Source organism: Stenotrophomonas rhizophila (genome assembly GCF_007667275.1).
GTDB lineage: Bacteria > Pseudomonadota > Gammaproteobacteria > Xanthomonadales > Xanthomonadaceae > Stenotrophomonas > Stenotrophomonas maltophilia_AE.
Window position 1 is genome coordinate 751,280 of the sequence record NZ_VDQT01000002.1, and the last position, 23,921, is coordinate 775,200.

Consider the following 23,921-nt stretch of genomic DNA (forward strand, 5'->3'; position numbering starts at 1 on the left):
CCGTGCGCCGCTTCAATCTTTCCGAATGGGCGCTGGGCAACCGCGCGCTGGTGCTGTTTGCCATGCTCGCCTTCGCCATCATCGGCGCCTGGTCGTACAAACACCTGGGCCAGTCCGAGGATCCGCCGTTCACCTTCAAGGTGATGGTGGTGCGCACGATGTGGCCGGGCGCAACCGCCGAGCAGGTCTCGCGGCAGGTCACCGAGCCGATCGAAAAGGCGCTGCTCAATACCGGGCAGTACGAATTCATCCGCTCGTACTCGCGTCCGGGCGAATCGCAGGTGATCTTCGCGGCCAAGGACAGCCTGCGCTCGAAGGCGATCCCGGAGCTGTGGTACCAGGTGCGCAAGCGCGTGGGCGACATCAAGCCGAACCTGCCGCGCGAAATCGTCGGCCCGTTCTTCAATGACGAGTTCGGCGACACCTTCGGCAACATCTACGCGCTTACCGGGCAGGGCTTCGACTACGCGGTGATGCGCGACTACGCCGACCGCATCCAGCTGGAACTGCAGCGGGTGCCGGACGTGGGCAAGATCGAGCTGGAAGGCCTCCAGGACGAGAAGGTCTGGATCGAGTTGTCCAACACCAAGCTGGCCACGCTGGGCGTGTCGCTGCAGCAGGTGCAGCAGGCGCTGGCCGACCAGAATGCGATTGCCGCCACCAGCTTCTTCGAAACCCCCACCGACCGCGTGCAGCTGCGCGTGACCGGGCAGTTCCAGAGCGTGGACGACATCCGCCGCTTCCCGATCCAGGCCGGCGACCGCACCGTGCACCTGGGCGACATCGCCGAGGTCAAGCGCGGCTTCGCCGACCCGGCGTCGCCGAAGATGCGCTTCATGGGCGAGGATGCCATCGGCATCGCGGTGGCGATGAAGGATGGCGGCGACATCCTGAAGCTGGGGACCACCCTGGATGCCGAGTTCGAACGCCTGCAGAAGACGCTGCCCGCCGGCATGCAGCTGCGCAAGGTCTCCGACCAGCCGCATGCGGTGGAAGAATCGGTCGGCGAGTTCGTGCAGGTGCTGACCGAAGCGGTGGTGATCGTGCTGCTGGTCAGCTTCTTCTCGCTGGGCCTGCGCACCGGCCTGGTGGTGGGGGTGACCATTCCGCTGGTGCTGGCGATGACGTTCTTCGTCATGCACTACTTTGACATCGGCCTGCACAAGATCTCGCTGGGCGCGCTGGTGTTGGCGCTGGGCCTGCTGGTGGACGATGCGATCATCGCGGTGGAGATGATGGCCACCAAGATGGAGCAGGGCTACGACCGCCTGCGCGCGGCCAGCTTTGCGTGGGAAAGCACGGCCTTCCCGATGCTCACCGGTACGCTGATCACCGCCGCCGGCTTCCTGCCGATTGCGACTGCTGCGTCCAGCACCGGTGAATACACCCGCTCGCTGTTCCAGGTGGTGACCATCGCACTGGTGGTGTCGTGGATCGCGGCGGTGCTGTTCATTCCCTACCTGGGCGACAAGATGCTGCCGGACCTGTTCAATCCGCAGCCGCCCAAGCCGGGCAGCTTCGCCGCGCGCTGGCACGCCCGCCGCACGGCGTGGGGCGAGCGCTTCCCGGCGCTGGCACGCTGGATCGTGCCCAAGCAGCACGCGCACGACCACGACCCGTACCAGCGCCCGTTCTACACCCGGTTCCGGCGCTTCCTGGATACCTGCCTGCGCCATCGCTGGTGGGTGATCGGTGCCACCGCGGCGCTGTTCGTGTTCTCGCTGCTGATCTTCCGCTTCGTGCCGCAGCAGTTCTTCCCGGATTCGACCCGGCCGGAGCTGATGGTGGACATCGAGCTGGCCGAGGGTGCATCGCTGGAAGCTACCCGGGCGCAGGCGACGAAGCTGGAAAAGCTGCTGCATGGCCGTGAGGGAATCAGCAACTACGTGGCCTACGTGGGCACCGGTTCGCCGCGCTTCTACCTGCCGCTTGACCAGCAGCTGCCCGCCACCAACTTCTCGCAGTTCGTGGTACTGACCGAGAACGCCGAAGCGCGCGAGGCCACGCGCGACTGGCTGATCAAGGAGGTCATCCCGCAGTTCACCGACGTGCAGATGCGCGTGACCCGGCTGGAGAACGGCCCGCCGGTGGGCTACCCGGTGCAGATGCGCATCTCCGGCGAGCACATCGACCAGGTGCAGGCGATCGCGCGCCAGGTGCAGGCCAAGGTGCGCGAGAACCCGCACGTGATCAACGTTAACCTGGACTGGAGCGAGCCGAGCAAGGTGGTGCGGCTGGTGATCGACCAGGACCGTGCGCGCGCGCTGGGCGTGAGCAGTGCGCAGGTGAGCCAGCTGCTGGGTACGTCGCTGTCGGGCATGAGCGTGAGCACGTACCGCGAGGGCAACCGCCTGATCGAGATGCTGCTGCGCGGCCCGGAAAACGAGCGGGTGCGGCTGGACATGCTGGGCAGCCTGGCGATTCCGACCGCCAGCGGCACCTCGGTGACGCTGTCGCAGGTGGCACGGCTGGAGTATGTGTTCGAAGACGGCATCATCTGGCACCGCAACCGGCTGCCGACGGTGACCGTGCGCGCCGACGTCGGCGACGCCACGCAGCCACTGGACGTGGTGCAGCAGATCCTACCGACGCTGGACGGCATCCGTGCCGACCTGCCGTCGGGGTACCTGCTGGAGACCGGCGGCACGGTGGAGGATTCGGCGCGCGGACAGGATTCGATCAAGGCCGGCATGCCGCTGTTCCTGATCGTGGTGGCGACGTTGCTGATGCTGCAGCTGCGCAGTTTCTCGCGCGCGGCGATGGTGCTGGTGACGGCGCCGCTGGGCATCATCGGGGCTACGCTTTTCCTGCTGCTGTTCCGCGCACCGTTCGGCTTCGTGGCCCTGCTCGGCACGATCGCGCTGGCCGGCATGATCATGCGCAATTCGGTGATCCTGATCGACCAGATCCAGCAGGACATCGACGCCGGGCATGACCGCTGGCACGCGATCATCGATGCGACGGTGCGCCGTTTCCGCCCGATCGTGCTCACCGCGCTGGCGGCGGTGCTGGCGATGATTCCGCTGTCGCGCAGTGCGTTCTACGGCTCGATGGCGATTTCGATCATGGGCGGGCTGATCGTCGGCACCGTGCTGACCCTGGTGTTCCTGCCGGCACTGTATGCCGCCTGGTTCCGGGTGAAACCGGGCGAGGCGGAATGAAACTACGCCGACGGCGCCGCAGATGCGGCGCCGTTGAATCGCCTGGATCCCTGGCGCTGCAGACGGGGTAGGGGCGGTTTCCAGACGACCGCCGACGCAGGTGGTCGGTGCTTTGACGCATGGACCCTTTCGGGGACGCGCTCTTCGTTTGGGGTCATGCGTTACCGGGCGTTGCGCGGTTACGTGCGGTCGTTCGGGAACCGACCCTACCGAGTCGGTGTCCCGTGAAACGCAACACGCTACACGCCATGCGTGCGGCGGGCCGCTCTCAGCCCAACCGCGCCAGCACCGCGTCGGTGGCCTGCGTGGTGCTCACCGCCTGGCCCTTCGCAGCCAAGTCAGCAGTAAACACCCCGTCATCCAACGCCGCATGTACGGCCGCTTCCACGGCGGCGGCTTCAGCTTCCAACCCCAACGAATGGCGCAGCAGCATCGCGGCGCTGAAGATCGTGGCGTAGGGGTTGGCGATGCCCTTGCCGGCGATGTCCGGTGCCGAGCCGTGGATCGGCTCGTAGATGCCCACCGCACCGGGCTCGCCCAGCGACGCCGACGGCAGCAGGCCCAGCGAGCCTGCCAGCATCGAGGCTTCGTCGGTGAGGATGTCACCGAACATGTTCTCGGTCACGATCACGTCGTACTCGCGCGGCTTGGCCAGCAGGTGCATGGCCATCGAATCGACCAGCTGGTGCTCCAGCGCGACCTCCGGGAATTCCTCGCGCCCGATCCGCGTCGCCACGTCGCGCCACAGGCGCGAGGTTTCCAGCACGTTCGCCTTGTCCACCGAAGTGACCTTGCCGCGCCGCTGCCGTGCCAGCCGGAACGCACTGCGCAGCACCCGCTCGATCTCACCCACGCTGTAGCTGCACAGGTCGCTGGCGGTGTCGGCGGTGCGGGTCTTTTCGCCGAAGTAAATGCCGCCGGTGAGCTCGCGCACCACCACGAAGTCCACGCCCTCGAGCAGCTCGGCCTTGATCGGCGACGCTCCCAGCGCCGCCGGATGGGTACGCACCGGGCGCAGGTTGGCATACAGGCCCAGCGCCTTGCGAATGGCCAGCAGGCCCTGCTCCGGACGCACCTTGGCGTTCGGGTCGGACCACTTCGGGCCGCCGACCGCACCGAGCAGGATCGCGTTGGCGCCGCGGCAGGCCTTGAGCGTGGCCGCCGGGAGCGGTTCGCCGTGACGGTCGATGGCGATGCCACCGATGTCGTGTTCGCTGAAATGGAAGGTGTGGGCAAAGCGCTCGGCCACCGATTTCAACACCGCCACCGCCGAGGCGGCGACCTCGGGACCGATGCCATCACCAGGCAATACGACAATCTCAGCGTGCATGTTCACTCTCGTAACGTTCGATTTCAGGGGTACGACCCAACAGATACCCCAACTGGTCCACGCCTTCCAGCAGGCAGGTCTGCGAGAAGCCGTCCAGCGGGAAGGCATACACGCGGCCGTCGGGCGTGCGCAGTTCGCGTGCTGCGATGTCGATGGTCAGCTCGTCATCCGGCCGCTGCATCAGGGTCTGCACGTCGGCTTCGTCCAGCACGATCGGCAGCAGGCCGTTCTTCAGCGCGTTGCCGCGGAAGATATCGGCGATCTCGCTGCTGACGATGGCGCGCAGGCCCAGGTCGGCCAGCGCCCACGGCGCATGTTCGCGCGAGGATCCACAGCCGAAGTTGCGCCCGGCCAGCAGGATGCTGCGGCCGGCATTGTGTGGCTGGTTGAAGGCGAAGCCCGGGTTCGGGGTACCGTCGGCCTGCCAGCGCCAGTCGTTGAAGGCGTGCTTGCCGAGGCCCGCGCGTTCGGTGGTGGACAGGAACCGCGCCGGAATGATCTGGTCGGTGTCGATGTTGGTCTCGCGCAGCACCACGCTGGTCGAGGACAGGGTGCGGACGCCGCTCATCAGGCCACCTCCTGCGCGGCATACAGTTCACGCGGGTCGGCCACGCGGCCGTTCACCGCCGCCCAGGCGGCGGTCATCGGCGACGCCAGCAGGGTGCGCGACCCCGGGCCCTGGCGACCTTCGAAATTGCGGTTGCTGGTGCTCACCGCCAGCTGGCCGGGCGCGACAAGGTCGCCGTTCATGGCAATGCACATCGAGCAGCCTGGTTCGCGCCATTCGGCGCCGGCCGCGCGCACGATCGCATCGATGCCCTCCGCTTCGGCCTGGCGCTTGACGATCTCCGAGCCCGGCACCACCAGCATGCGCACGCCGTCGGCGATGCGGCGGCCCTGCAGCACCTGCGCCACCTCGCGCATGTCGCTCAGCCGGCCATTGGTGCAGGAGCCGACGAACACCACGTCCACCGGGGTGCCGGCCAGGGTCTGCCCGGCGCGGAAGTGCATGTAGTCCAGGCCCTTCTGGTCGGCCGCATCGTTGGCCGCCGGAATCGGCGCGTCCACCGCGATGGCGGTACCCGGATGGGTGCCCCAGGTCAGGGTGGGGCGGATGTCGGCCGCGTCGATGTGCACTTCGCTGTCGAAGCGCGCGCCGGCATCGCTGCGCAGCTGCGTCCACTGCGCTACGGCAACATCGAACTCAACGCCCTTGGGCCCGCGCGGAGTGTTGGCCACCCAGTCGAAGGTGACCTGGTCGGGCGCGACCATGCCGGCGCGCGCGCCGGCCTCGATCGACATGTTGCACAGGGTCATGCGCTGCTCCATGTCCATCGCCGTGATCGCGCTGCCACGGAACTCCAGCACATGGCCGGTGCCGCCGTTGACGCCGATCACGCCGATGATGTGCAGCACTACATCCTTGGCACCCACGCCCGGCGCCAGCGTGCCGTCCACGGTGATCGCCATGGTCTTCGCTTTGCGCTGCAGCAGGCACTGGGTGGCCAGCACGTGGCCCACTTCACTGGTGCCGATGCCGAACGCCAGCGCGCCGAACGCCCCGTGGGTGGAGGTATGGCTGTCGCCGCAGACAATGGTCATGCCCGGTTGGGTGAAGCCCTGTTCCGGGGCGATCACGTGCACGATGCCGCGGCTGGCCGACTGCAGGTCGAACAGCTCGATGCCATGCTCGCCGCAGTTGCGCGCCAGCATGGCCACCTGGGCTTCGGAGGCGGCGCTGGCGTACGGCAGCTTGCCGTCGGCCCCGGCCGGCAGGGTCGGGGTGGAGTGGTCCATGGTCGCCTTGGTCCGGTCCGGACGGCGCGGGGAGAGGCCGCGCTCGCGCAGTTCGGTGAAGGCCTGCGGCGAGGTCACTTCGTGGATCAGGTGCAGGTCGATGTACAGCACGGCGGGCGCGCTGTCCGATTCGGGCACGACCACGTGGGTGTCCCACAGTTTGTCGTACAGGGTGCGGGGAGCTGGGGTCATGGAATGGCCTTGCTGTGGTTCATGTGACAAGTCTTTTAACTGTGTATCAGAAGGTGCGCAGCCGCGCATCGAAACGCAGCCGCACGTAGTCGGCGGTCCACTGGCCATGCGCGTCGCGCTGGCTCGGCGTCAGCAGCGCCACGCTGTCGTCGAGGACGCGCTGGCGCTGCACGGCGTCCAGTCCCGCCAGGAACGGCGCGGCGAAGGTGCGCAGCCAGCCGTGCATGCCGGTGGGCAGGACGGTAGGGCGCGCCATTGATTCGATGTGGCGCACCTGGAAGCCGTGCGCGCGCAGGCGCTCGGCGTACTCGTCCTGGTCGGGGAAGTACCACGGAAACGCCGGCACCGCATGGCCGTTGCTGCACAACGCGGCCTGCAGCGCGCTGGTGATGGTGGCCACGTTGCCCTGGCCGCCCATCTCCGCCACGAAGCGGCCGCCGGGACGCAGCGCACGCCGCACGCCGTCGATCACCTTGTCCGGTTCGCGCATCCAATGCAGTGCGGCGTTGCTGAACACCGCATCGAAGCGGCGTTCGAAGGTCATCGCATGGGCGTCCATCAGCTGGGCGTCGATGCCGCGCGCGCGGGCGGCGCCGATCAGCTCGGGCGAGCTGTCCACGCCGGTCACATGCGCACCGCTGAGCGCAAGGTCGAAGCTCAGCACGCCATCGCCGCAGCCCAGGTCGAGGATCCGCTCGCCGCGCTGCGGGTCGAGCAGGCGCGCCACCGCGCCGCCGAGCAGCGGCACGAAGCCGGCGTCGATGGCGTAGTCGTGCGCGTTCCAGGTCTGGGAGGCGTCGGCGGTGTACGGGCTGTCGAAGGCGCTCATGGGATTCCTCAGGCGGCGGCGGTGGCCGCGGGTTGTTCGGCGCTGGCGTGGCGCTGGCGCAGCAGGCGGTTGGCTACGTCCAGCCAGGCCAGCGCGGACGCTTCGATGATGTCGCGGCTGGTGCCGGTACCCTCGTATTCGACGCCGTCGTGGCGCACGCTCAGGTTGGCTTCGCCGCGCGCGTCGGCGCCGATGCCCACGCTGTGCACGTGGTAGCTGTCCAGCATCAGCTGCACGCCGGTGGCGGCCGACAGCGCGCCGAACAGGGCGTCCACCGGGCCGTCGCCCTGCGCGGTTTCGGCCACGCGGTTGCCGTCTGGGTCGGACAACTCGACCAGCGCATTGGCGCGGCTGCCGACGTCGCTGATGGTCATCGAGGCCAGGCGGTACCCGTTCTGGGTGGAGCTGCCCTGCATCAACACCTGCAGGTCGGCGTCGGTGACCACGCGCTGCTGCTCGCACAGGGCCTTGAACTGCTCGAATACCAGCTTCAGCTCTTCCTCCTCCAGCCAGAAGCCCAGGGCACGCAGGCGCGCTTCTACCGCAGCCCGACCGCTGTGGCGGCCCAGCACCATCTGCGAGTTTTCCCAGCCCACGTCCTCCGGGCGCATGATTTCGTAGGTGCCGCGGTGGCGCAGCATGCCGTGCTGGTGGATGCCGGACTCGTGCGCGAACGCATTGGCCCCGACGATCGCCTTGTTGCGCTGGACAGGCATGCCGACCAGACGCTGCAGCAGCTGCGAGGTAGAGACGATGCGCGGGGTATTGATCCGGGTGTCTTCCTCATAGAAGGCGTTGCGCACTTTCAGCACCATCGCCAGTTCTTCCAGCGAGCAGTTGCCGGCGCGCTCGCCGATCCCGTTGATGGTGCATTCCACCTGGCGCGCGCCGCCTTCGATGGCGGCCAGCGAGTTGGCCACGGCCAGGCCCAGGTCGTTGTGGCAGTGCGCACTGAAGATGATGCGGTCGCTGTCGGGAACCCCGGCCATGACCCGCTGGAACATGCCGCGGATTTCTTCAGGGGTGGTGAAGCCCACGGTGTCGGGCAGGTTGATGGTGGTGGCGCCGGCGGCGACGGCCACGCGGGCCACCTCGACCAGGAAATCTTCTTCGGTGCGGGTGGCGTCTTCGGCGGAGAATTCCACATCGTCGATGTAGCTGCGCGCCAGGCTGACATGCTTGTGCACCGATTCCAGTACCTGCTCGCGGCTCATGCGCAGCTTGTGCTCGCGGTGCAGCGGGCTGGTCGACAGGAACACGTGCAGGCGGGCGTTGGCGGCCGCGTCCAGGGCCTTGGCCGAGGTCTCGATGTCGCCGGCCAGGCAGCGCGACAACACGGCCAAGGTCGGGCGGCGCACTTCGCGGCCGATCATCGCCATCGCGTCGCGGTCGGACTGCGAGCTGGCCGGGAAGCCGGTCTCGATGATGTCCACGCCCAGCTCGTCGAGCGCGCGCGCCATCACCAGCTTCTGCTGCGGGCTCATGCTGCAGCCGGGCGATTGTTCGCCGTCGCGCAGGGTGGTGTCGAAAATTCGAATTCGGGGGGAGTTGGGCGTATTCACCAGGAGGTCTCCTCGACGGCAAGGTCGGATGGCAAGGCAGGGGAAGGACGGACGATGGAATTCGGGGGTGGTGCAAGCACGGTCGGTAGCGGCGGCCGGGTCCGCTCGCTGGCGCGGCGGCGCGGTTTGCGCGGCGCGCGCGGGCGGATGTCGGCCAGCAGCTGGGCCAGCACCATCGCGTCGATGTTGCCGCCGGAAACCACCGCGCATTTGCGCTTGCCGGCGACGCGGCGGCCGGCGGCCAGCGCCAGTGCGCCGGCGCCTTCGGCAATGATGTGTTCTTCCAGCGCCAGCCGGACCAGGGTCTCGCGCAGCTCGGCTTCGCGCACGATCACCACGTCATCCAGCAGCGCACTGCACAGGCGGCGGGTGAGGTTGCCAGGGATTTTCACTTTCACGCCGTCGGCCAGGGTGGCCACCGGTGCGATCTCGCGCGCGTCGCCGCGGATTGCGCGGGCCATCGAATCGACGCCCTCGACCTGCGCGCCGACGATGCGCACGCCCTGCGACTTCAGCGCCAGCGCGACGCCGGAGGCCAGCCCGCCACCGCCGATCGGCACGATCACCACGTCCGGCGCAAGTGCGGCCAGTTCGATGCCCAGCGTGCCCTGGCCAGCGATCACGTCGGGATCGTCGAAGGCGGACAGGAAGCGGTAGCCGTGCTGGTCGGCCAGGGCGCGGGCGAAGGCGTAGGCCTCGTCGTAACTGTGGCCGTGCTGGCGCACGGTCGCGCCCCAGTGCGCGACGCCGGCGATCTTGGTCGCCGGGGCGCCGTGCGGCATCACCGTGATGGCCGGGATATCCAGCCGGTACGCCGACCACGCCACGCCCTGGGCGTGGTTGCCGGCGGAAGCGCAGATCACCGGCCGGTCGTCGCCGCGCTCGCGCCCGGCCAGCAGTGCGTTCAAAGCGCCGCGCACCTTGTACGAGCCGGTGCGCTGCAGGTTCTCCAGCTTCAGCCAGGTGCCGAAACGCTCCGCGTAGTGCAGTGGCGTCGGCGGCAGGAAACGGCGCAGCCGAGCCTGCGCCGCCAGCACGTCGGCGACGCTTACGTCGCCTACTTCCGATTCCTGCGGGGCACGGCTAGCCGGCATGGCTACCCCGGTGCCAGCGGCGGCTATCGGGTAGAGCCACGCCCTGCGTGGCTGCGCGGACCACCAGGCCCTCCGGAAGAAGACCCCTCCGTACCGGCACCGGAACCACGGCGCGGGCGTTCATACAGTGACTCCAGTACCCGGCTCCAGCGCGCTGATCCGCACCGAAACACAGTCATAGATCTTCTCGATCTGGCGGCACAGCGTTTCCGGCGGACGGGTGCTGTCCACCACCAGCTGCAGGTGCCAGCGGCCATCGTCGGCGGCATTGGGGGCACCCACGATCGCGCGCGGCGCAAAGCCACGGCGTTCGGCCATGCCGATCACGCGCAACAACGCGCCTTCGGCCGGAACCAGCACCAGGTCAAGCCGGTATTGCATGGGGGAACTCCTGCGGCTGGTGGGCGGGGTTGCTTTCCAGCATGGTGCTGTTGGCATTGTTGGGCGGCACCAGCGGCCATACGTTGGCGCGCGCATCGATGGCCACGTGCAGCAGGGCCGGGCCGGGTTCGGCCAGCAGCGCGGCCAGGCCGCCTTCGACGTCGTCGCGGGCTTCGATGCGGGTAGCCGGGATGCCGAACACCTTGGCCAGCGCGGCGAAGTCCGGGTTGTCGGACAGGTCGATCTCGCTGTAGCGCTCGGCGAAAAACAGTTCCTGCCACTGCCGGACCATGCCCAGCGAGCTGTTGTCCAGCAGCACGATCTTCACCGGCAGGCGGCAGCGGGCGATGGTGGCCAGTTCCTGCACGTTCATCATGAAGCTGCCGTCGCCGGAGACCAGCACCACGGTGCGGTCGGGGCAGGCGAACTGCGCGCCCATCGCCGCCGGCAGGCCGAAGCCCATCGTGCCCAGCGCACCGCTGGTCAGGTGGTTGCGCGGATGGTTGAAGCGGCAGTGCTGGGCCACCCACATCTGGTGCTGGCCGACATCGCAGGCAATGATCGCGTCGGCCGGGGCCAACTCGCTCAACCGCTTCAGCAGCGCCGGTGCGTAGATGTGCGCGCCCGGTGCGTCATAGCGGGCGGCGAAGCGCTCGCGGTGCCCGGCGCAACGCTTGCGCCACGCTTCCTGCGAGGCAGGCGCGCCCGCCAGTGCCGCGGTCAGCGCGCGCAGTGCGCTGCCGACATTGCCCGGCACCGCCACATCGGCGGTGCGCAGCTTGGAGATCTCGTACGCGTCGGCGTCGATATGGATGACCCGGGCGAACGGGGCGAACTCGTTCAACTTGCCGGTGGCGCGGTCGTCGAAGCGGGCGCCGACCACCACCAGCAGGTCGCTCTCCTGCACGGCCATGTTGGCCGCACGGGTGCCGTGCATGCCCAGCATGCCCAGGTAGTGCGGGTGCTGCGCCGGCAGGCCACCCAGGCCGCGCAGGGTCAGCACGGTGGGAATGGCGGTGGCATCGACGAAGGCACGGAAGTCCTCCACCGCATCGCCCAGCGCGACACCGCCGCCGGCGTAGATCACCGGCTTTTCGGCCGCCTGGATCGCGGCGATGGCATCGGTCAGCGCGGCGTCCTGCGGTGCCGCCGGGGGATTCACCGTTTCCGGCACATGCGCAGGCAGGTGGCTGGCGTCGGCGATCTGCACGTCCTTGGGCAGGTCGATCAGGACCGGACCGGGGCGTCCTTCGCGGGCGATCCGGAACGCTTCACGGACCACGCGCGGCAGGTCGTCCACCGAACGCACCAGCCAGCTGTGCTTGACGATCGGCAGGGTCAGCCCGAACACGTCCAGTTCCTGGAACGCGTCGGTGCCCAGCAGCGGGGTGGCGACCTGGCCGGTGATGCAGACCATGGGTACCGAATCCAGCATCGCATCAGCGATGCCGGTGACCAGGTTGGAGGCGCCGGGGCCGGAAGTGGCCACGCACACGCCGACCCGGCCGCTGGCGCGGGCATAGCCGTTGGCGGCCAGGGCGGCGCCCTGTTCGTGGCGCACCAGGATGTGCTTCAGCCCTGAATCCACCAGGGCGTCGTAGAAGGGCATGATGGTGCCGCCCGGATAGCCGAACAGCGTATCGACGCCCTCGGCTTCCAGGGCCTGCGTCAACCAGCGTGCGCCGTTGCGGGGCGCGGTGCTGTGTGCGGAGGTGTTCATGCGGTGACCTTTGCGAAAGCGGTGGGGGAGCCGCGCGGTTACGCGGCTTGACTTTGCAACCAGACCATCTTGGCGCGCAGTTCCTTGCCTACCTTCTCGATCGGGTGCTCCAGGTCGGCCTGCTTGAACTTGTTGTAGTTCGGCAGGCCCGCTTCGTACTCGGCCACCCAGTTCTTGGTGAAGGTGCCGTCCTGGATGTCGGTCAGCACCGCCTTCATGCGCTCCTTGGTACCGGCGTCGATGACGCGCGGGCCGCTCACGTAATCGCCGTACTGCGCGGTTTCGGAGATGAATTCCAGCATGCGGGTGATGCCGCCTTCGTAGAACAGGTCCACGATCAACTTCAGTTCGTGCAGCACTTCGTAATAGGCGATCTCCGGCTGGTAGCCGGCTTCCACCAGCGTTTCAAAGCCGGCCTGGACCAGCGCCGAAGCGCCGCCGCACAGCACTGCCTGCTCGCCGAACAGGTCGGTCTCGGTTTCTTCCTTGAAGGTCGTCTCGATCAGGTTGGCGCGTGCGCCGCCCAGGCCGGTGGCGTAGGCCAGCGCGTACTCGGCGGCCTTGCCGCTGCGGTCCTGGTACACCGCCCAGATGCACGGCACGCCACGGCCGATCTCGTACTCGCGGCGGACCAGCGCACCCGGGCCCTTGGGCGCGACCAGCACCACGTCCAGGTCATCGCGCGGGGCGATCATGTTGAAGTGCACGTTCAGGCCGTGCGCGAACAGCAGCACCGCACCCTGTTTCATGTTCGGCGCCAGCACGTCTTCGTAGAGCTTCTTCTGCACCATGTCCGGGGTCAGCACGGCGACCAGGTCGGCGTCCTTCACCGCCTCGGCCGGCGCCTTGACGGTGAAGCCGTCGGCCTGCGCCTTGACCTCGGTCGGGCCGCCCGGACGCAGGCCGATGACCACGTCGAAACCGGATTCACGCAGGTTCAGTGCGTGGGCGCGGCCCTGGCTGCCGTAGCCGACAACAGCGATCTTGATCTGGGGCAGGTCGTTGGTGCTCATGGGGGAGGTCCTTTGGCGGAAAGAAAATCGAAGGGTTCTGAAACGAAAAAACCCGCACCTAGGTGGGTGCGGGTTTTGATGGATACCTGGCAGTTCTGCTTACACGCCGGTCCGTCCCGCACCTGTTGGTTGGGTAATAAGTACGAGGACAAGGAGCGAGGCGCTCGCGGCCGCACCGGAACCGGTGGGCGGGAAGGAATCGCGAATGGGCGTGTGGCGCTGCAACATGTGATCGAGAAAAACACAGCGGTTTCGGCGCTGTCAACCGTCGCGGGTCGATTTCCAACAGTTTCGCCTGTATCCAGCGCAAAGCCCTGTCCTGCAAGGATGGTTGCGGCTGAAAGCGTTACGGTGAACCCGGATTCAAGTATTGAAACGGGGTTTCCGCGCGGAACATTGGCTTCCACCCGTGTCGTACATGACCATTGTCGGATGTGCGCGAGGGGTGCCTGCGGCGACCATCGGGCAGTTGCTTCCCTCATTGGAACCCTGTCCGTGTCCCGACCCCTTGCCCGTGCCGTCCTGGCCACTGCGCTGCTGTGCGCGCTGCCCGTGTTCTCTTCCGCTGCCGACCGGGTTACCGGCCACGGCTTCGCCACCCGTTCGGAGGTGATTGCGCCGCATGCGATGGCGGCGACCTCGCAACCGCTGGCGACCCAGATCGCGCTGGATGTGATGAAGGGCGGCGGCTCGGCGGTGGATGCGGCGATCGCGGCCAATGCCGCGCTGGGGTTGATGGAGCCGACCGGCAACGGGGTGGGGGGTGACCTGTTCGCGATCGTATGGGATCCGAAGACGCAGAAGCTGTATGGCTACAACGGCTCGGGGCGTTCGCCGAAGTCGCTCAGCCTGGCCGAGTTCCAGCGCCGCGGGCTGAAGGAGATTCCGGCCACCGGGCCGCTGCCGGTGTCGGTGCCGGGTGCAGTGGACGGCTGGTTCGCGCTGCACGAGCGTTTCGGGCGCAAGCCGATGGCGGACAACCTGGCCCCGGCGATCCGCTACGCGCGCGAGGGCCATCCGGTGGCGGAGGTGATCGCGTATTACTGGGACCGTTCGGTACCGAGGCTTTCGCAGTATCCCGGCTTCAAGGAGCAGTTCACGGTCAACGGCCACGCGCCGCGCAAAGGCGAGCTGTGGAAGAACCCGAACCTGGCCAATACGCTGGAACAGATCGCGCAGGGCGGCCGTGATGCGTTCTACAAGGGCGACATCGCGCGCACCATCGGCAGTTACTTCAAGGCCAACGGCGGCTACCTGAGCTATGACGACATGGCCAGCCACCACGGCGAGTGGGTGGAGCCGGTGAGCAGCAACTACCGGGGGTATGACGTGTGGGAGCTGCCGCCGAACAGCCAGGGCATCGCTGCGCTGCAGATCCTCAATGTGCTGGAGGGCTACGACTTCTCGAAGATTCCGTTCGGCTCGCCGGAGCACGTGCATCTGTTCGTGGAAGCCAAGAAGCTGGCGTTCGCGGATCGCGCGCGGTTCTACACGGACCCGGCGTTCCAGCCGGCGCCGGTGGCGAAGCTGGTGTCGAAGGAGTACGCGGCGGAGCGGCGCAAGCTGATCTCGATGGACAAGGCGTTGCGCGAGGTGCAGCCGGGCACGCCGAAGCAGCTGGAGGAGGGCGACACGATCTACATGACGGTGGCCGACGCGGACGGGATGATGGTGTCGCTGATCCAGTCGAACTATCGCGGCATGGGGAGCGGCATGGCCCCGCCGGGGCTGGGCTTCATCCTGCAGGATCGCGGTGAGATGTTCGTGCTGCGCAAGGACCATCCCAACGGCTACGCGCCGGGCAAGCGGCCGTTCCAGACCATCATCCCGGGCTTCGTGACCAAGGATGGCAAGCCGTGGATGAGTTTCGGGGTGATGGGCGGTGCGATGCAGCCGCAGGGGCATGCGCAGATCGTGATGAACCTGGTGGACTTCGGGATGAACCTGCAGGAGGCGGGCGATGCGCCGCGCATCCAGCATGAGGGCTCGACCGAGCCGACCGGCCAGGCGACGTCGATGAGCGACGGCGGCGAAGTGAACCTGGAAACCGGCTACCCGTACGAGACGGTGCGCGCGCTGATGCGCAAGGGACACCGCGTGACGTTCGCCGACGGCCCGTACGGCGGCTACCAGGCGATCATGCGCGATCCGGAAACCGGCGTGTACTACGGCGCCTCTGAAAGCCGCAAGGATGGGCAGGCGGCGGGGTACTGAAAGGGTCCCGGGCTGCACGGCTGCTCATGATTGCGATGTCCACCGTAGAGCCGGGCTCTGCCCGGCTGCCTCACGAATTTGGGCGAACAGCCCTCGGCTGATGCATGCCCCGAGCAGGGCCGGCGGGTGCGGGTTTGCGGGACACGCCGTGAATCCGTCCGTGGAGGCTTGTAGAAAACATCCATGTTTTCTACAGTCCCGCAAACCCGCCCCCGCCGACCCTTGACGGTGTGCTGCTGGCCACGGTAGATCAACGGCGGTGCCGATCATTTCCATGCGTTACCGGACGGTGGTGTGTTCCGTGCGTTCGTTCGGGAACCCACCGCGTAGAGCCACGCCCTGCGTGGCTGCCCTTTGCATCCGCATGCGACCATCTGTCGGGGGCGGCCGGCGGGTAGCCACCGGAGGGACTGTCAAAAACATGGATGTTTTTGCCAAGCCCCCAAGAACGGGTTTCCGGCGTGTCCCGGAGCGTGGCTGGCCGACGGCCGCCCTGCACGGATGAACTGAAACGCTGCTCTTATCCCTTACGTATCCGCCCGCGACGCCTCATCGCGTGTCTCTTCCTGCGCGGCAATCTCGCGCTCGATCCACGCATCCATCATCTGCCGCGCGCGTCTGGCGCGGCGGTGCTGCAACTGGTATTCCGTGTCCAGCACGCGGTACAGCGACCACATCACGGCCAGCATCAACAACGCGAAGGGCAGGGCGGCGATGGTGATCATGCCCTGCAGCGCGTCCAGGCCGCCGGCCAGCAGCAGCACGGCGGCGATCAAGGCAATCGCCACGCCCCAGATGATCCGCCGCGACAAAGGCGGGTCACCGGCCTCGTCGGTGGACATGCTGGCCAGCACCAGTACCGCCGAGTCCGCCGAGGTCACGAAGAAGATCATCAGCAGCACCAGTGCGATCACCGACAGCACCGTGGGCATCGGCAGGCTGTCGAACATGGTGAACAGCACGGTCTCGTAGCCGGTGGCCAGGGCCTGCACCAGGTCGACATGGCCGAAGATCTGCGACCACAGCGCGGTGCCGCCAAAGACCGAGAACCACAGGAAGCCCAGCACGCTGGGCGCGATGACCACGCCGAGCACGAATTCGCGGATGCTGCGGCCGCGCGAGACGCGGGCGATGAACGAGCCCACGAACGGCGCCCAGGCGATCCACCACGCCCAGTAGAAGATCGTCCAGTCGGCCACCCAGGTGCTGCCCGAGAACGGCGACATGCGCAGGCTCATGGTCACCAGCTGGTTGAGGTACGAGCCGATCGTGGTGGTGAAGGTATCGAAGATGAAGGCGGTAGGCCCCAGGACCAGTACCAGCGCCAGCAGGACGGCGGCCAGCCCCAGGTTGAAGTTGGACAGCCACTTGATGCCGCGGTGCACGCCGCTGGCGGTGGAGGCCATGTACAGCACGAAGGCGACCGCGATGATGGTGAGCTGCAACGGCGCGCCGGCGTGGATGCCGAACACGCGCTCCAGCCCGGCGGCGATCTGGATGGTGCCGAAGCCCAGCGTGGTGGCCACGCCGATCGCGGTGGCTACGACAGCGGCCACGTTGACCACGGTGCCGATCCAGCCCCGATGGTGCGTGCCGATCAGGGGCTGCAGCAGGTCGCTGATCAGCCCACGGCCGTTGCGATTGAACTGGAACCAGGCCATCGCCAGTCCGATCAGCGCGTAGATGGCCCAGGGATGCAGGCCCCAGTGGAAGAACGCATAGCGCATCGAGGCGCGCGCCGCGTCCATGCTCTGTGGCGCCAGGCCTTCGGGTGGGGTGACGAAGTGCGAGACCGGTTCGGCAGCGCCCCAGAACACCAGGCCGATGCCCATACCGGCGGCAAACAGCATCGACATCCAGCTGGCATTGGAGAAGTCGGGTTCGGCGTCTTCGCCGCCGATGCGAAGCGACCCCAGCCGGCCGAAGGCGAGGTAGAGCAGGAACGAAAGGGTGATGAACACCACCAGCAGGTACATCCAACCGGCGCTGCGGATGATGTGGACCAGGCCGCCGCGGACGACCTCGTTGAACGGGTCCGGCGCGATGCCGGCAGCCAGCACCAGCAGCACGACCAGCGCGATGGAGAGTCGAAATACCATGCGCGGCAGTCTAGCCAACGGCGCATGACCCCGCTGTTCACATTACCTGGCTGCGCAACCGGGCGTGGCTGTGGTCTAATCCGCCCCGAAGCGGGGGTACCGCGGCCATGTGGCCACGGTTGAGACAGTCCCTTCGAACCTGATCCGGTTGATACCGGCGTAGGGAAGCTTCGCAACAGCCGATGCACCGCGCCGACCCAGCCCCCGCCTGGAAACCGCGCGTCGTGCGCCGGCCGTGCGCCGCCGCTTCGTCCCATGCCGTGCGAACCCTCGCACCGATAACCCAGGACGATGCCCGATGAACGCACACCCTTCCGCCCTGCAGCAACAGGCCCAGCAGCTGTCCGAATCGGTCACGCGACCCATTCCCGGCTCACGCAAGATCCATGTGCAGGGCTCGCGCAGCGACCTGCAGGTGCCGATGCGCGAGATCGCACTGACCCCCACGCCCACCCTGTTCGGGGGCGAAGAGAACGCGCCGCTGACCGTCTATGACACTTCGGGGCCGTACACCGATCCGGACACCCGCATCGACCTCTCCGCCGGACTGCCGCCGCTGCGCGCCGGCTGGGTGGCCGAGCGCGGCGACACCGAACTGCTGCCACGCCTGAGCTCGGCGTTCGGGCGCTCGCGCGAAACCGACCCGCGCCTGGACGCGGTGCGCTTCCCGGCGCGGCTGCAGCCACGGCGTGCCGTGGCCGGTGCGAATGTCACCCAGATGCACTATGCGCGGCGCGGCATCATCACCCCCGAAATGGAATTCGTCGCGATCCGCGAAAACCAGCGCCTGGAGCAGGTCCGCGACAAGGCGTTGCTGGCCCAGCACCCGGGGCAGTCGTTCGGGGCCGCGCTCCCGGCCACGATCACTCCGGAGTTCGTGCGCTCGGAAATCGCGCGCGGTCGCGCCGTGCTGCCCAACAACATCAACCACCCCGAAAGCGAGCCGATGATCATCGGCCGCAACTTCCTGACCAAGATCAACGCCAACATCGGCAACAGCGCGGTGTCCTCGGGCATCGCCGAGGAAGTGGAAAAACTGGTCTGGGCGATCCGCTGGGGCGGCGATACGGTGATGGACCTGTCCACCGGAAAGCACATCCATGAAACCCGCGAATGGATCCTGCGCAACTCGCCGGTGGCAATCGGCACCGTGCCGATCTACCAGGCGCTGGAAAAGGTCGATGGCCGCGCAGAAGAGCTGAGCTGGGAGATCTTCCGCGACACCCTGATCGAGCAGGCCGAGCAGGGCGTGGACTACTTCACCATCCATGCCGGCGTGCTGCTGCGCCACGTTCCACTTACCGCGCGCCGGGTCACCGGGATCGTCTCGCGCGGGGGTTCGATCATGGCCAAGTGGTGCCTGGCCCACCACAGGGAGAATTTCCTCTACACGCACTTCGAGGACATCTGCGAGATCATGAAGGCCTACGACGTGACCTTCTCGCTCGGCGACGGCCTGCGCCCCGGGTGCATCGCCGATGCCAACGACGCGGCGCAGTTCGGCGAACTCGAAGCGCTCGGCGAGTTGACGAAGATCGCCTGGAAGCATGACGTGCAGACAATGATCGAGGGCCCCGGCCACGTGCCGATGCAGCTGATCAAGGAGAACATGGACAAGCAGCTGCACGAATGCGGGGAAGCCCCGTTCTACACCCTCGGACCGCTCACCACCGACATAGCGCCCGGCTACGACCACATCACCAGCGCGATCGGCGCGGCGATGATCGGCTGGTATGGCACGGCGATGCTGTGCTACGTGACGCCCAAGGAACACCTGGGCCTGCCCAACCGCCAGGACGTGCGCGACGGCATCATGGCCTACCGCATCGCCGCGCATGCCGCCGACCTGGCCAAGGGCCACCCCGGGGCACAGGTGCGCGACAACGCGCTGAGCAAGGCGCGCTTCGAGTTCCGCTGGGAAGACCAGTTCCACCTGGGACTGGACCCGGAGAAGGCGCGCGAATTCCACGACGAAACCCTGCCCAGGGACGCGCACAAGCTGGCCCACTTCTGCTCGATGTGCGGGCCGCACTTCTGTTCGATGAAGATCACCCAGGACGTGCGCGACTACGCGGCCGGGCAGGGCCTGCACGAGCAGGAGGCGCTGGCGGCGGGAATGGCCGGGAAGTCCAGCGAGTTCCGTGCGCTGGGCGCGCAGGTCTACCGCAAGGAATGATCGTCATTCCGCGTCGGCGGGGCAGCCGGTAAGCTCCAGCCACCGCAGAGGGGCAGGGGACACCGGGCATGGCAATCGCACGCACCACCAAATGGCTGGCCATCGCCCGCCGGCATCCGTCGGCGTGGCTGCTGGGCGTGCAGCTGCTGGGCGTACTGCTGTACCCGGCGATGGATGAGGCCGGTGCCAGCCGCGCCCTGTTTGGCGCATTCGGCATCGCGGTGTTGGGGCTTGCGCTGTGGGTGGTGCGGCGCAGCCCGCTGGGGATGTGGGTGGCGCTGCTGCTGGCCATCCCCTCGGTGGTGTTTTCCATCAGCGGCGCGCTGCTCGGGCGACCGGCGCTGGCGACCACGGCGCAGTTGCTGGAGTGCCTGCTCTACTTCTATACCGCCGGCAGCCTGATCGCCTACATGCTGCAGGATCACAAGGTCACCCGCGACGAGCTGTTCGCCGCGGGGGCCACCTTCACCCTGCTGGCGTGGGCGTTCGCCTTCGCCTTCGCGGTCTGCCAGCAGTGGTATCCGGGCAGCTTCGTGGCCACCAGTGAAACTGAACTGCGCACGTGGATGGAGCTGCTTTATCTGAGCTTCAGTTTGCTTTCCGGGGTGGGGTTGAGTGATGTGGTGCCGGTTCATCCGCAGGCACGCGCCCTGGTCATGCTCGAGCAGTTCGCCGGCGTGATGTATGTGGCGCTGGTGGTGTCGCGGCTGGTCGGTCTGACCATGATCCGCAATGCACGAAACTGAATGCAAAATAAAACTTTGCTGAATCGCAGATAAAAAAATCGCGCCCGGAGGCGCGAATGGTGCAGCAGATTGTGTGGATTCGTCGGCGAGAGAGGGCCTGATGTCTTCCGGGCGCACAGGCGCCGTTTAACCTGCTTAGGCTAGTATTCGCGCGCTTCGTCGTTTTTGCCCTTTGCGTTGAAGCCATTTGCGGAATCTGGCGGTTCGGTCGCTGCGTTCCAGTTGTTCAGTTGTCGCATGCAGCACCGGAATGAACGTCATAGAGAGTGAGACACCCGCTGCCGACCGTATCCGGATCGGCGAATGCACCATCACGCTGTCCTCGCGTGAAGTGGTGGTGGACGGTGCGCGTCGTCCGCGCCGGCTGACGCCCAAGGCGCTCGGCGTGCTCAAGGTACTGATGCGGGTGCCCGGTGCGGTGGTGACGCGCGATGAGCTGTTTGCCGAGGTCTGGCCGGATACCCTGCCGACCAACGACGTGCTCACCCAGGCCATCACCCAGCTGCGCAAGGCCTTCTCGCGCGACGACGAAGCCGGCACCGCCTACATAGAAACCATTGCCAAGACCGGCTATCGGCTGCTGCAGCCGGTGTCGGCCGTGGTCGAGCCGATGCGCGATGCCGACAGCGCACCGGGCGAAGACGAGCGCGATGCGCTTGCCGCGGTGTTTGCCGCGCCGCGCCCGCGCAGCCGCTGGCGGCGGAATCGGCGCTACGTATTCCTGGCCATCGGCCTGCTGCTGACCATAGCCGTGCTGGTGCTCGCCGCGCTGCTGCTGCAGCGCCCGGCCGCCGTGGCGGCGGGTGGCGGCGTGCTGGAAGACGGCAGCCGCGTAGTCGGCAGTCCGCAGCGTCCCTACCGGCTGATCACTGCCACGGCAGGCTTCGAGACCTATCCCACGGTGTCCCCCGACGGCTCGCAAGTGGCGTACGAAGCCGACGATGGAGGCGGCGGCGGTAGCGCCATCAAGGTGCAGACCTCGGGCAACGCACCGGCGCGACTGCTCACCGATACACCGGCCGGGCATTCGGACCGGTTCCCGAACTGGTCACCGAACGGGCGCGAGATCGCCTTCGCGCGCTTCGGGCCCGAGGCAAGCTGCGAGGTGTTGATCGCCAGCGCCACCGGCGGGGCGGTCCGCCATGTGACGCGTTGCGACGGCACCGAACTGCTCAGCTTCGACTGGACCCCGGATGGCCGCGGGCTGGTGTTCGGCTCGCTGTCCGGTCGCCACGCGCACCGCGGGATCCGGGTGCTGGACATCGCCAGCGGCGCCTGGACGCCGGTGGCCTACCAGGTGGCTGACGACAGTTTCGACTACGCGCCGCGCTTCTCGCCGGATGGACGCTGGATCGTGTTCGTGCGCAACCCGCAGATCGGCGACCTCTGGCGCCTGCCCGCCGCGGGCGGCCAACCCGAACAGCTCACCAGCGACTCGGCCGAGATCCGCGGCTGGGCGTGGCGCGGCGACAGCCGCCACATCGTGTTCGGCCGCCGCGTCGACAGCGAAGCGCGGCTGTACGAACTGGACACCGATACGCGCACGCTGCGCGACGTCGGCCTGGACGATGCACAGTCGCCGGCACTGTCGCGGCACAACAACATGCTGGCGTTCGTGCACCGGAAGGCGCAGTTCGGCCTGTTCCGGGTGCCGGTCACAGATGGGCGCCCCGGCACGCCGGAACGTCTGTTCCCGTCCAACGGCCGCGACGGCCAGCCGATGCTGGCCCCGGATGGCCGGCAGCTGGTGTTCACCTCGGACCGCTCGGGCAACTACGGCCTGTGGTGGGCCGACCTGACCCGGCCGGAGTCGCTGCGTCCGGTGGAAGGATTGCGCCCCGAGACCCGCCAGGCGGCCGACTGGTCGCCCGACAGCCGTCACCTGCTGGTGTCCGGACGCGATGCCGAGGCCCGTCCGGTCATCTACGAAGTGTCCCCGCGCGACGAACAGATCGTGGCGTTGCCGGTGCCGGTAGCGCAACCGCTGCAGGCCCTGTATGCCGGCGACAACGACCACCTGCTGGTAGTCGAGCGTGACCATGACGAGCACATGCGCCTGTCATTGTTCGACCGCCGCGTCACCCCGTGGAAGCTGCTCGGCAGCGTGGACGGGGTGTCGCAGGCGCGGTTGGACCCGGCCCACCAGCGCGTGCTGTTCACCCGGTTGTCGGCGGGCGGGCTGTGGTCGGCCGACCTGCGCCTGGATCCGGCCAGCATCCAGCAGGTCAGCGAGGACCGGCCGTCGCGCTGGCGCTACCGGACCTGGGCGGTAGCCCGCGATGGCAGCCTGGATTACCTGTCCAGCCGTGCCGATTGTTCGACCGTGTTCGCGCGCATCAACCAGCCCTCCGACGGTGCGGAAGTGTGCCTGGACAAGGACCGGCTTGCGGCCGGCAACGGCTTCAGCGCCGAGCCCGATGGCAGCGCCCTGTACCTGGCCCTGGCGGTGGCCGACGGCGCCGACATCGGCGTGATGACCCTGCCGGAGCCGCCGCGCCCGGTCTTCTCGATGGCGTCCAACCTGTTGTTCTGGAAAGGAAAGTAGTCGTCGTACTTTCTTCGTGACGGCGTCGTGGCGAATTCGGATCAATCTCGTCGAAACGTCCTGACCCAGTTGGCCTGATTTGGCAAAACGGGTGCCCCGTAACGGCAAACCCGGTGTACGTCATGCGTCAGCTTTCCCTGGCCGATCGCGGCCAATCGCTCTCCCTGGACAAGATCGTCGACGACGGTCCGCTGCCGACCTGCCTGGGCGTGGCCCGGCTGGGCAGCCTGCAGACTGCCGGCACCACCTTCACCGTGTGGATGCAGCTGCGCGGCAGCGCCTGGGTCGAGTCGAAGGAAGGCCGCTTCCGCCTGCGCCAGCGTGAGTGGATCGCGTTCGAAAAGGAATCCAGGCCGATGATCCAGGCCGGCCGCGACGGCCTCTGCATCGGCCTGAGCCTGACCCCGGACGCGCTGCGCGCGCTGGGCGAGCTGGCCGACTGCAGCCTGTATGCCGGGCGCGGCAGCATGTCGCGCAGCGAAGTGCGGGTCGCCCTGCGCCTGTGGCGCGACGCGCTGGCCAGCGGCCAGCCGGCGCAGGCCCTGCGCCCGGTGCTGCTGCACCTGGCCTCGATGCAGCGTGGCATGGCTACCGGCGTGCAGCGTTGCCCCGGGCGTTCGCGCATCCGCAAGCGCCAGGTGTTCGGGCGCATGCAGCGTGCGCGCCTGTTCCTGGAAGGCAACAGCCACCGCGTGGTGCGCATCGGCGAACTGGCCGAGTTGACCAACTTCTCCAGCTGGTACCTCTCCAAGACCTTCCAGAGCCTGTACGAAGAGAGCCCGCAGTCGCTGTCCGCCCGCCTCCGGCTGGAGCGTGCGGCCGACCTGCTGCGCGATACCGACATGATGATCGGCGAAGTGGCCGCGGCCAGCGGTTTTGACAACTGCTGCAGCTTCGCGCGCGCCTTCCGCGCCCGTTATGGCCAGTCCGCATCGGGTTTCCGCCAGACCGGCGGGACGCTTCCGCCAAAGTCGGCAAACAGTCCGGTGGCATCGCGCAAATAATTAACGGTAACGCAATCGTAACTTTCCGAGGCGGTTTAACACGCTACTAACGTACCTT

16 protein-coding genes and 1 riboswitch are annotated in these 23,921 nt (G+C 67.5%); of the genes, 6 read left to right on the plus strand and 10 right to left on the minus strand.

The window, feature by feature from the left end:
• Positions 1-2: 2 nt before the first annotated feature.
• Positions 3-3,161, plus strand: a complete 3,159-nt coding sequence (locus tag FSZ13_RS09380) for an efflux RND transporter permease subunit (protein ID WP_145479259.1) — start codon at positions 3-5, stop codon at positions 3,159-3,161.
• 268 nt (positions 3,162-3,429) lie between these two features.
• Here FSZ13_RS09380 and leuB read toward each other — a convergent pair whose 3' ends face one another.
• The 9 genes from leuB to ilvC form a co-directional block, all read right to left on the minus strand.
• Entirely contained in the window at positions 3,430-4,491 is a 1,062-nt protein-coding gene (gene leuB / locus FSZ13_RS09385; RefSeq protein WP_145479260.1) for a 3-isopropylmalate dehydrogenase, read from the minus strand.
• Complete coding sequence (gene leuD, locus FSZ13_RS09390) at positions 4,481-5,059, minus strand: 3-isopropylmalate dehydratase small subunit (RefSeq protein ID WP_145479261.1); 579 nt, start codon at positions 5,057-5,059, stop codon at positions 4,481-4,483. The genes leuB and leuD overlap by 11 nt, the downstream gene beginning before the upstream one ends.
• Entirely contained in the window at positions 5,059-6,480 is a 1,422-nt protein-coding gene (leuC, locus tag FSZ13_RS09395) for a 3-isopropylmalate dehydratase large subunit (RefSeq protein WP_145479262.1), read from the minus strand. The genes leuD and leuC overlap by 1 nt, the downstream gene beginning before the upstream one ends.
• 46 nt (positions 6,481-6,526) lie before the next feature.
• Positions 6,527-7,309, minus strand: a complete 783-nt coding sequence (locus FSZ13_RS09400; RefSeq protein ID WP_145479263.1) for a class I SAM-dependent methyltransferase — start codon at positions 7,307-7,309, stop codon at positions 6,527-6,529.
• 8 nt (positions 7,310-7,317) lie between these two features.
• A complete protein-coding gene (locus FSZ13_RS09405) occupies positions 7,318-8,871 on the minus strand; it encodes a 2-isopropylmalate synthase (protein WP_186308882.1) in 1,554 nt (517 codons plus the stop codon).
• Positions 8,868-9,965 (minus strand): threonine dehydratase, encoded by a 1,098-nt coding sequence (locus tag FSZ13_RS09410; RefSeq protein WP_145479264.1) that lies wholly within the window; start codon positions 9,963-9,965, stop codon positions 8,868-8,870. Before FSZ13_RS09410 ends, FSZ13_RS09405 begins: the two co-directional genes overlap by 4 nt.
• Positions 9,966-10,085: 120 nt before the next feature.
• The gene (locus FSZ13_RS09415) at positions 10,086-10,346 is read right to left on the minus strand and encodes an ACT domain-containing protein (protein ID WP_068853936.1); all 261 of its coding nucleotides are present in this window, start codon (positions 10,344-10,346) and stop codon (positions 10,086-10,088) included.
• Positions 10,330-12,066, minus strand: a complete 1,737-nt coding sequence (gene ilvG, locus FSZ13_RS09420) for an acetolactate synthase 2 catalytic subunit (RefSeq protein WP_145479265.1) — start codon at positions 12,064-12,066, stop codon at positions 10,330-10,332. The genes FSZ13_RS09415 and ilvG overlap by 17 nt, the downstream gene beginning before the upstream one ends.
• Before the next feature lie 38 nt (positions 12,067-12,104).
• Positions 12,105-13,079, minus strand: a complete 975-nt coding sequence (gene ilvC, locus FSZ13_RS09425; RefSeq protein WP_145479266.1) for a ketol-acid reductoisomerase — start codon at positions 13,077-13,079, stop codon at positions 12,105-12,107.
• A 495-nt stretch (positions 13,080-13,574) separates the two neighbouring features.
• Here ilvC and ggt point away from each other — a divergent pair, with 495 nt between their 5' ends.
• Positions 13,575-15,293 carry a gamma-glutamyltransferase gene (gene ggt, locus FSZ13_RS09430; RefSeq protein ID WP_260844135.1) on the plus strand — a complete coding sequence of 573 codons (1,719 nt, stop codon included), beginning with the start codon at positions 13,575-13,577 and terminating at the stop codon, positions 15,291-15,293.
• A gap of 527 nt (positions 15,294-15,820) precedes the next feature.
• On the opposite strand, the gene FSZ13_RS09435 is transcribed toward ggt, so the two are convergent.
• Positions 15,821-17,392: a BCCT family transporter gene (locus FSZ13_RS09435; RefSeq protein WP_145479267.1), complete on the minus strand. Its 1,572-nt coding sequence runs from the start codon at positions 17,390-17,392 to the stop codon at positions 15,821-15,823.
• Between the two features lie 82 nt (positions 17,393-17,474).
• Positions 17,475-17,576, plus strand: a riboswitch (TPP riboswitch).
• Between the two features lie 114 nt (positions 17,577-17,690).
• Between FSZ13_RS09435 and thiC the strand changes: the two genes are divergently transcribed.
• The 4 genes from thiC (at position 17,691) to FSZ13_RS09455 (ending at position 23,863) form a co-directional block, all read left to right on the plus strand.
• On the plus strand, positions 17,691-19,568 hold the full coding sequence (gene thiC / locus FSZ13_RS09440; protein ID WP_145479268.1) for a phosphomethylpyrimidine synthase ThiC: 1,878 nt from the start codon (positions 17,691-17,693) through the stop codon (positions 19,566-19,568).
• Between the two features lie 68 nt (positions 19,569-19,636).
• Positions 19,637-20,314 (plus strand): ion channel, encoded by a 678-nt coding sequence (locus tag FSZ13_RS09445; protein WP_145479269.1) that lies wholly within the window; start codon positions 19,637-19,639, stop codon positions 20,312-20,314.
• 250 nt (positions 20,315-20,564) lie between these two features.
• A complete protein-coding gene (locus FSZ13_RS09450) occupies positions 20,565-22,859 on the plus strand; it encodes a winged helix-turn-helix domain-containing protein (protein WP_145479270.1) in 2,295 nt (764 codons plus the stop codon).
• A 122-nt stretch (positions 22,860-22,981) separates the two neighbouring features.
• Entirely contained in the window at positions 22,982-23,863 is an 882-nt protein-coding gene (locus FSZ13_RS09455) for a helix-turn-helix transcriptional regulator (protein ID WP_145479271.1), read from the plus strand.
• Positions 23,864-23,921 lie beyond the last annotated feature (58 nt).

Bases quoted from the DNA above. Each gene is read 5' to 3' on its own strand.
- FSZ13_RS09445 (WP_145479269.1), top strand. From the start codon at position 19,637: ATGGCAATCGCACGCACCACCAAATGGCTGGCCATCGCCCGCCGGCAT.
- FSZ13_RS09410 (WP_145479264.1), bottom strand. From the start codon at position 9,965: ATGCCGGCTAGCCGTGCCCCGCAGGAATCGGAAGTAGGCGACGTAAGC.
- FSZ13_RS09450 (WP_145479270.1), top strand. From the start codon at position 20,565: ATGAACGTCATAGAGAGTGAGACACCCGCTGCCGACCGTATCCGGATC.
- ilvG (WP_145479265.1), bottom strand. From the start codon at position 12,066: ATGAACACCTCCGCACACAGCACCGCGCCCCGCAACGGCGCACGCTGG.
- leuB (WP_145479260.1), bottom strand. From the start codon at position 4,491: ATGCACGCTGAGATTGTCGTATTGCCTGGTGATGGCATCGGTCCCGAG.
- ilvC (WP_145479266.1), bottom strand. From the start codon at position 13,079: ATGAGCACCAACGACCTGCCCCAGATCAAGATCGCTGTTGTCGGCTAC.
- FSZ13_RS09455 (WP_145479271.1), top strand. From the start codon at position 22,982: ATGCGTCAGCTTTCCCTGGCCGATCGCGGCCAATCGCTCTCCCTGGAC.
- FSZ13_RS09400 (WP_145479263.1), bottom strand. From the start codon at position 7,309: ATGAGCGCCTTCGACAGCCCGTACACCGCCGACGCCTCCCAGACCTGG.
- leuD (WP_145479261.1), bottom strand. From the start codon at position 5,059: ATGAGCGGCGTCCGCACCCTGTCCTCGACCAGCGTGGTGCTGCGCGAG.
- FSZ13_RS09415 (WP_068853936.1), bottom strand. From the start codon at position 10,346: ATGCAATACCGGCTTGACCTGGTGCTGGTTCCGGCCGAAGGCGCGTTG.
- thiC (WP_145479268.1), top strand. From the start codon at position 17,691: ATGAACGCACACCCTTCCGCCCTGCAGCAACAGGCCCAGCAGCTGTCC.
- FSZ13_RS09435 (WP_145479267.1), bottom strand. From the start codon at position 17,392: ATGGTATTTCGACTCTCCATCGCGCTGGTCGTGCTGCTGGTGCTGGCT.
- leuC (WP_145479262.1), bottom strand. From the start codon at position 6,480: ATGACCCCAGCTCCCCGCACCCTGTACGACAAACTGTGGGACACCCAC.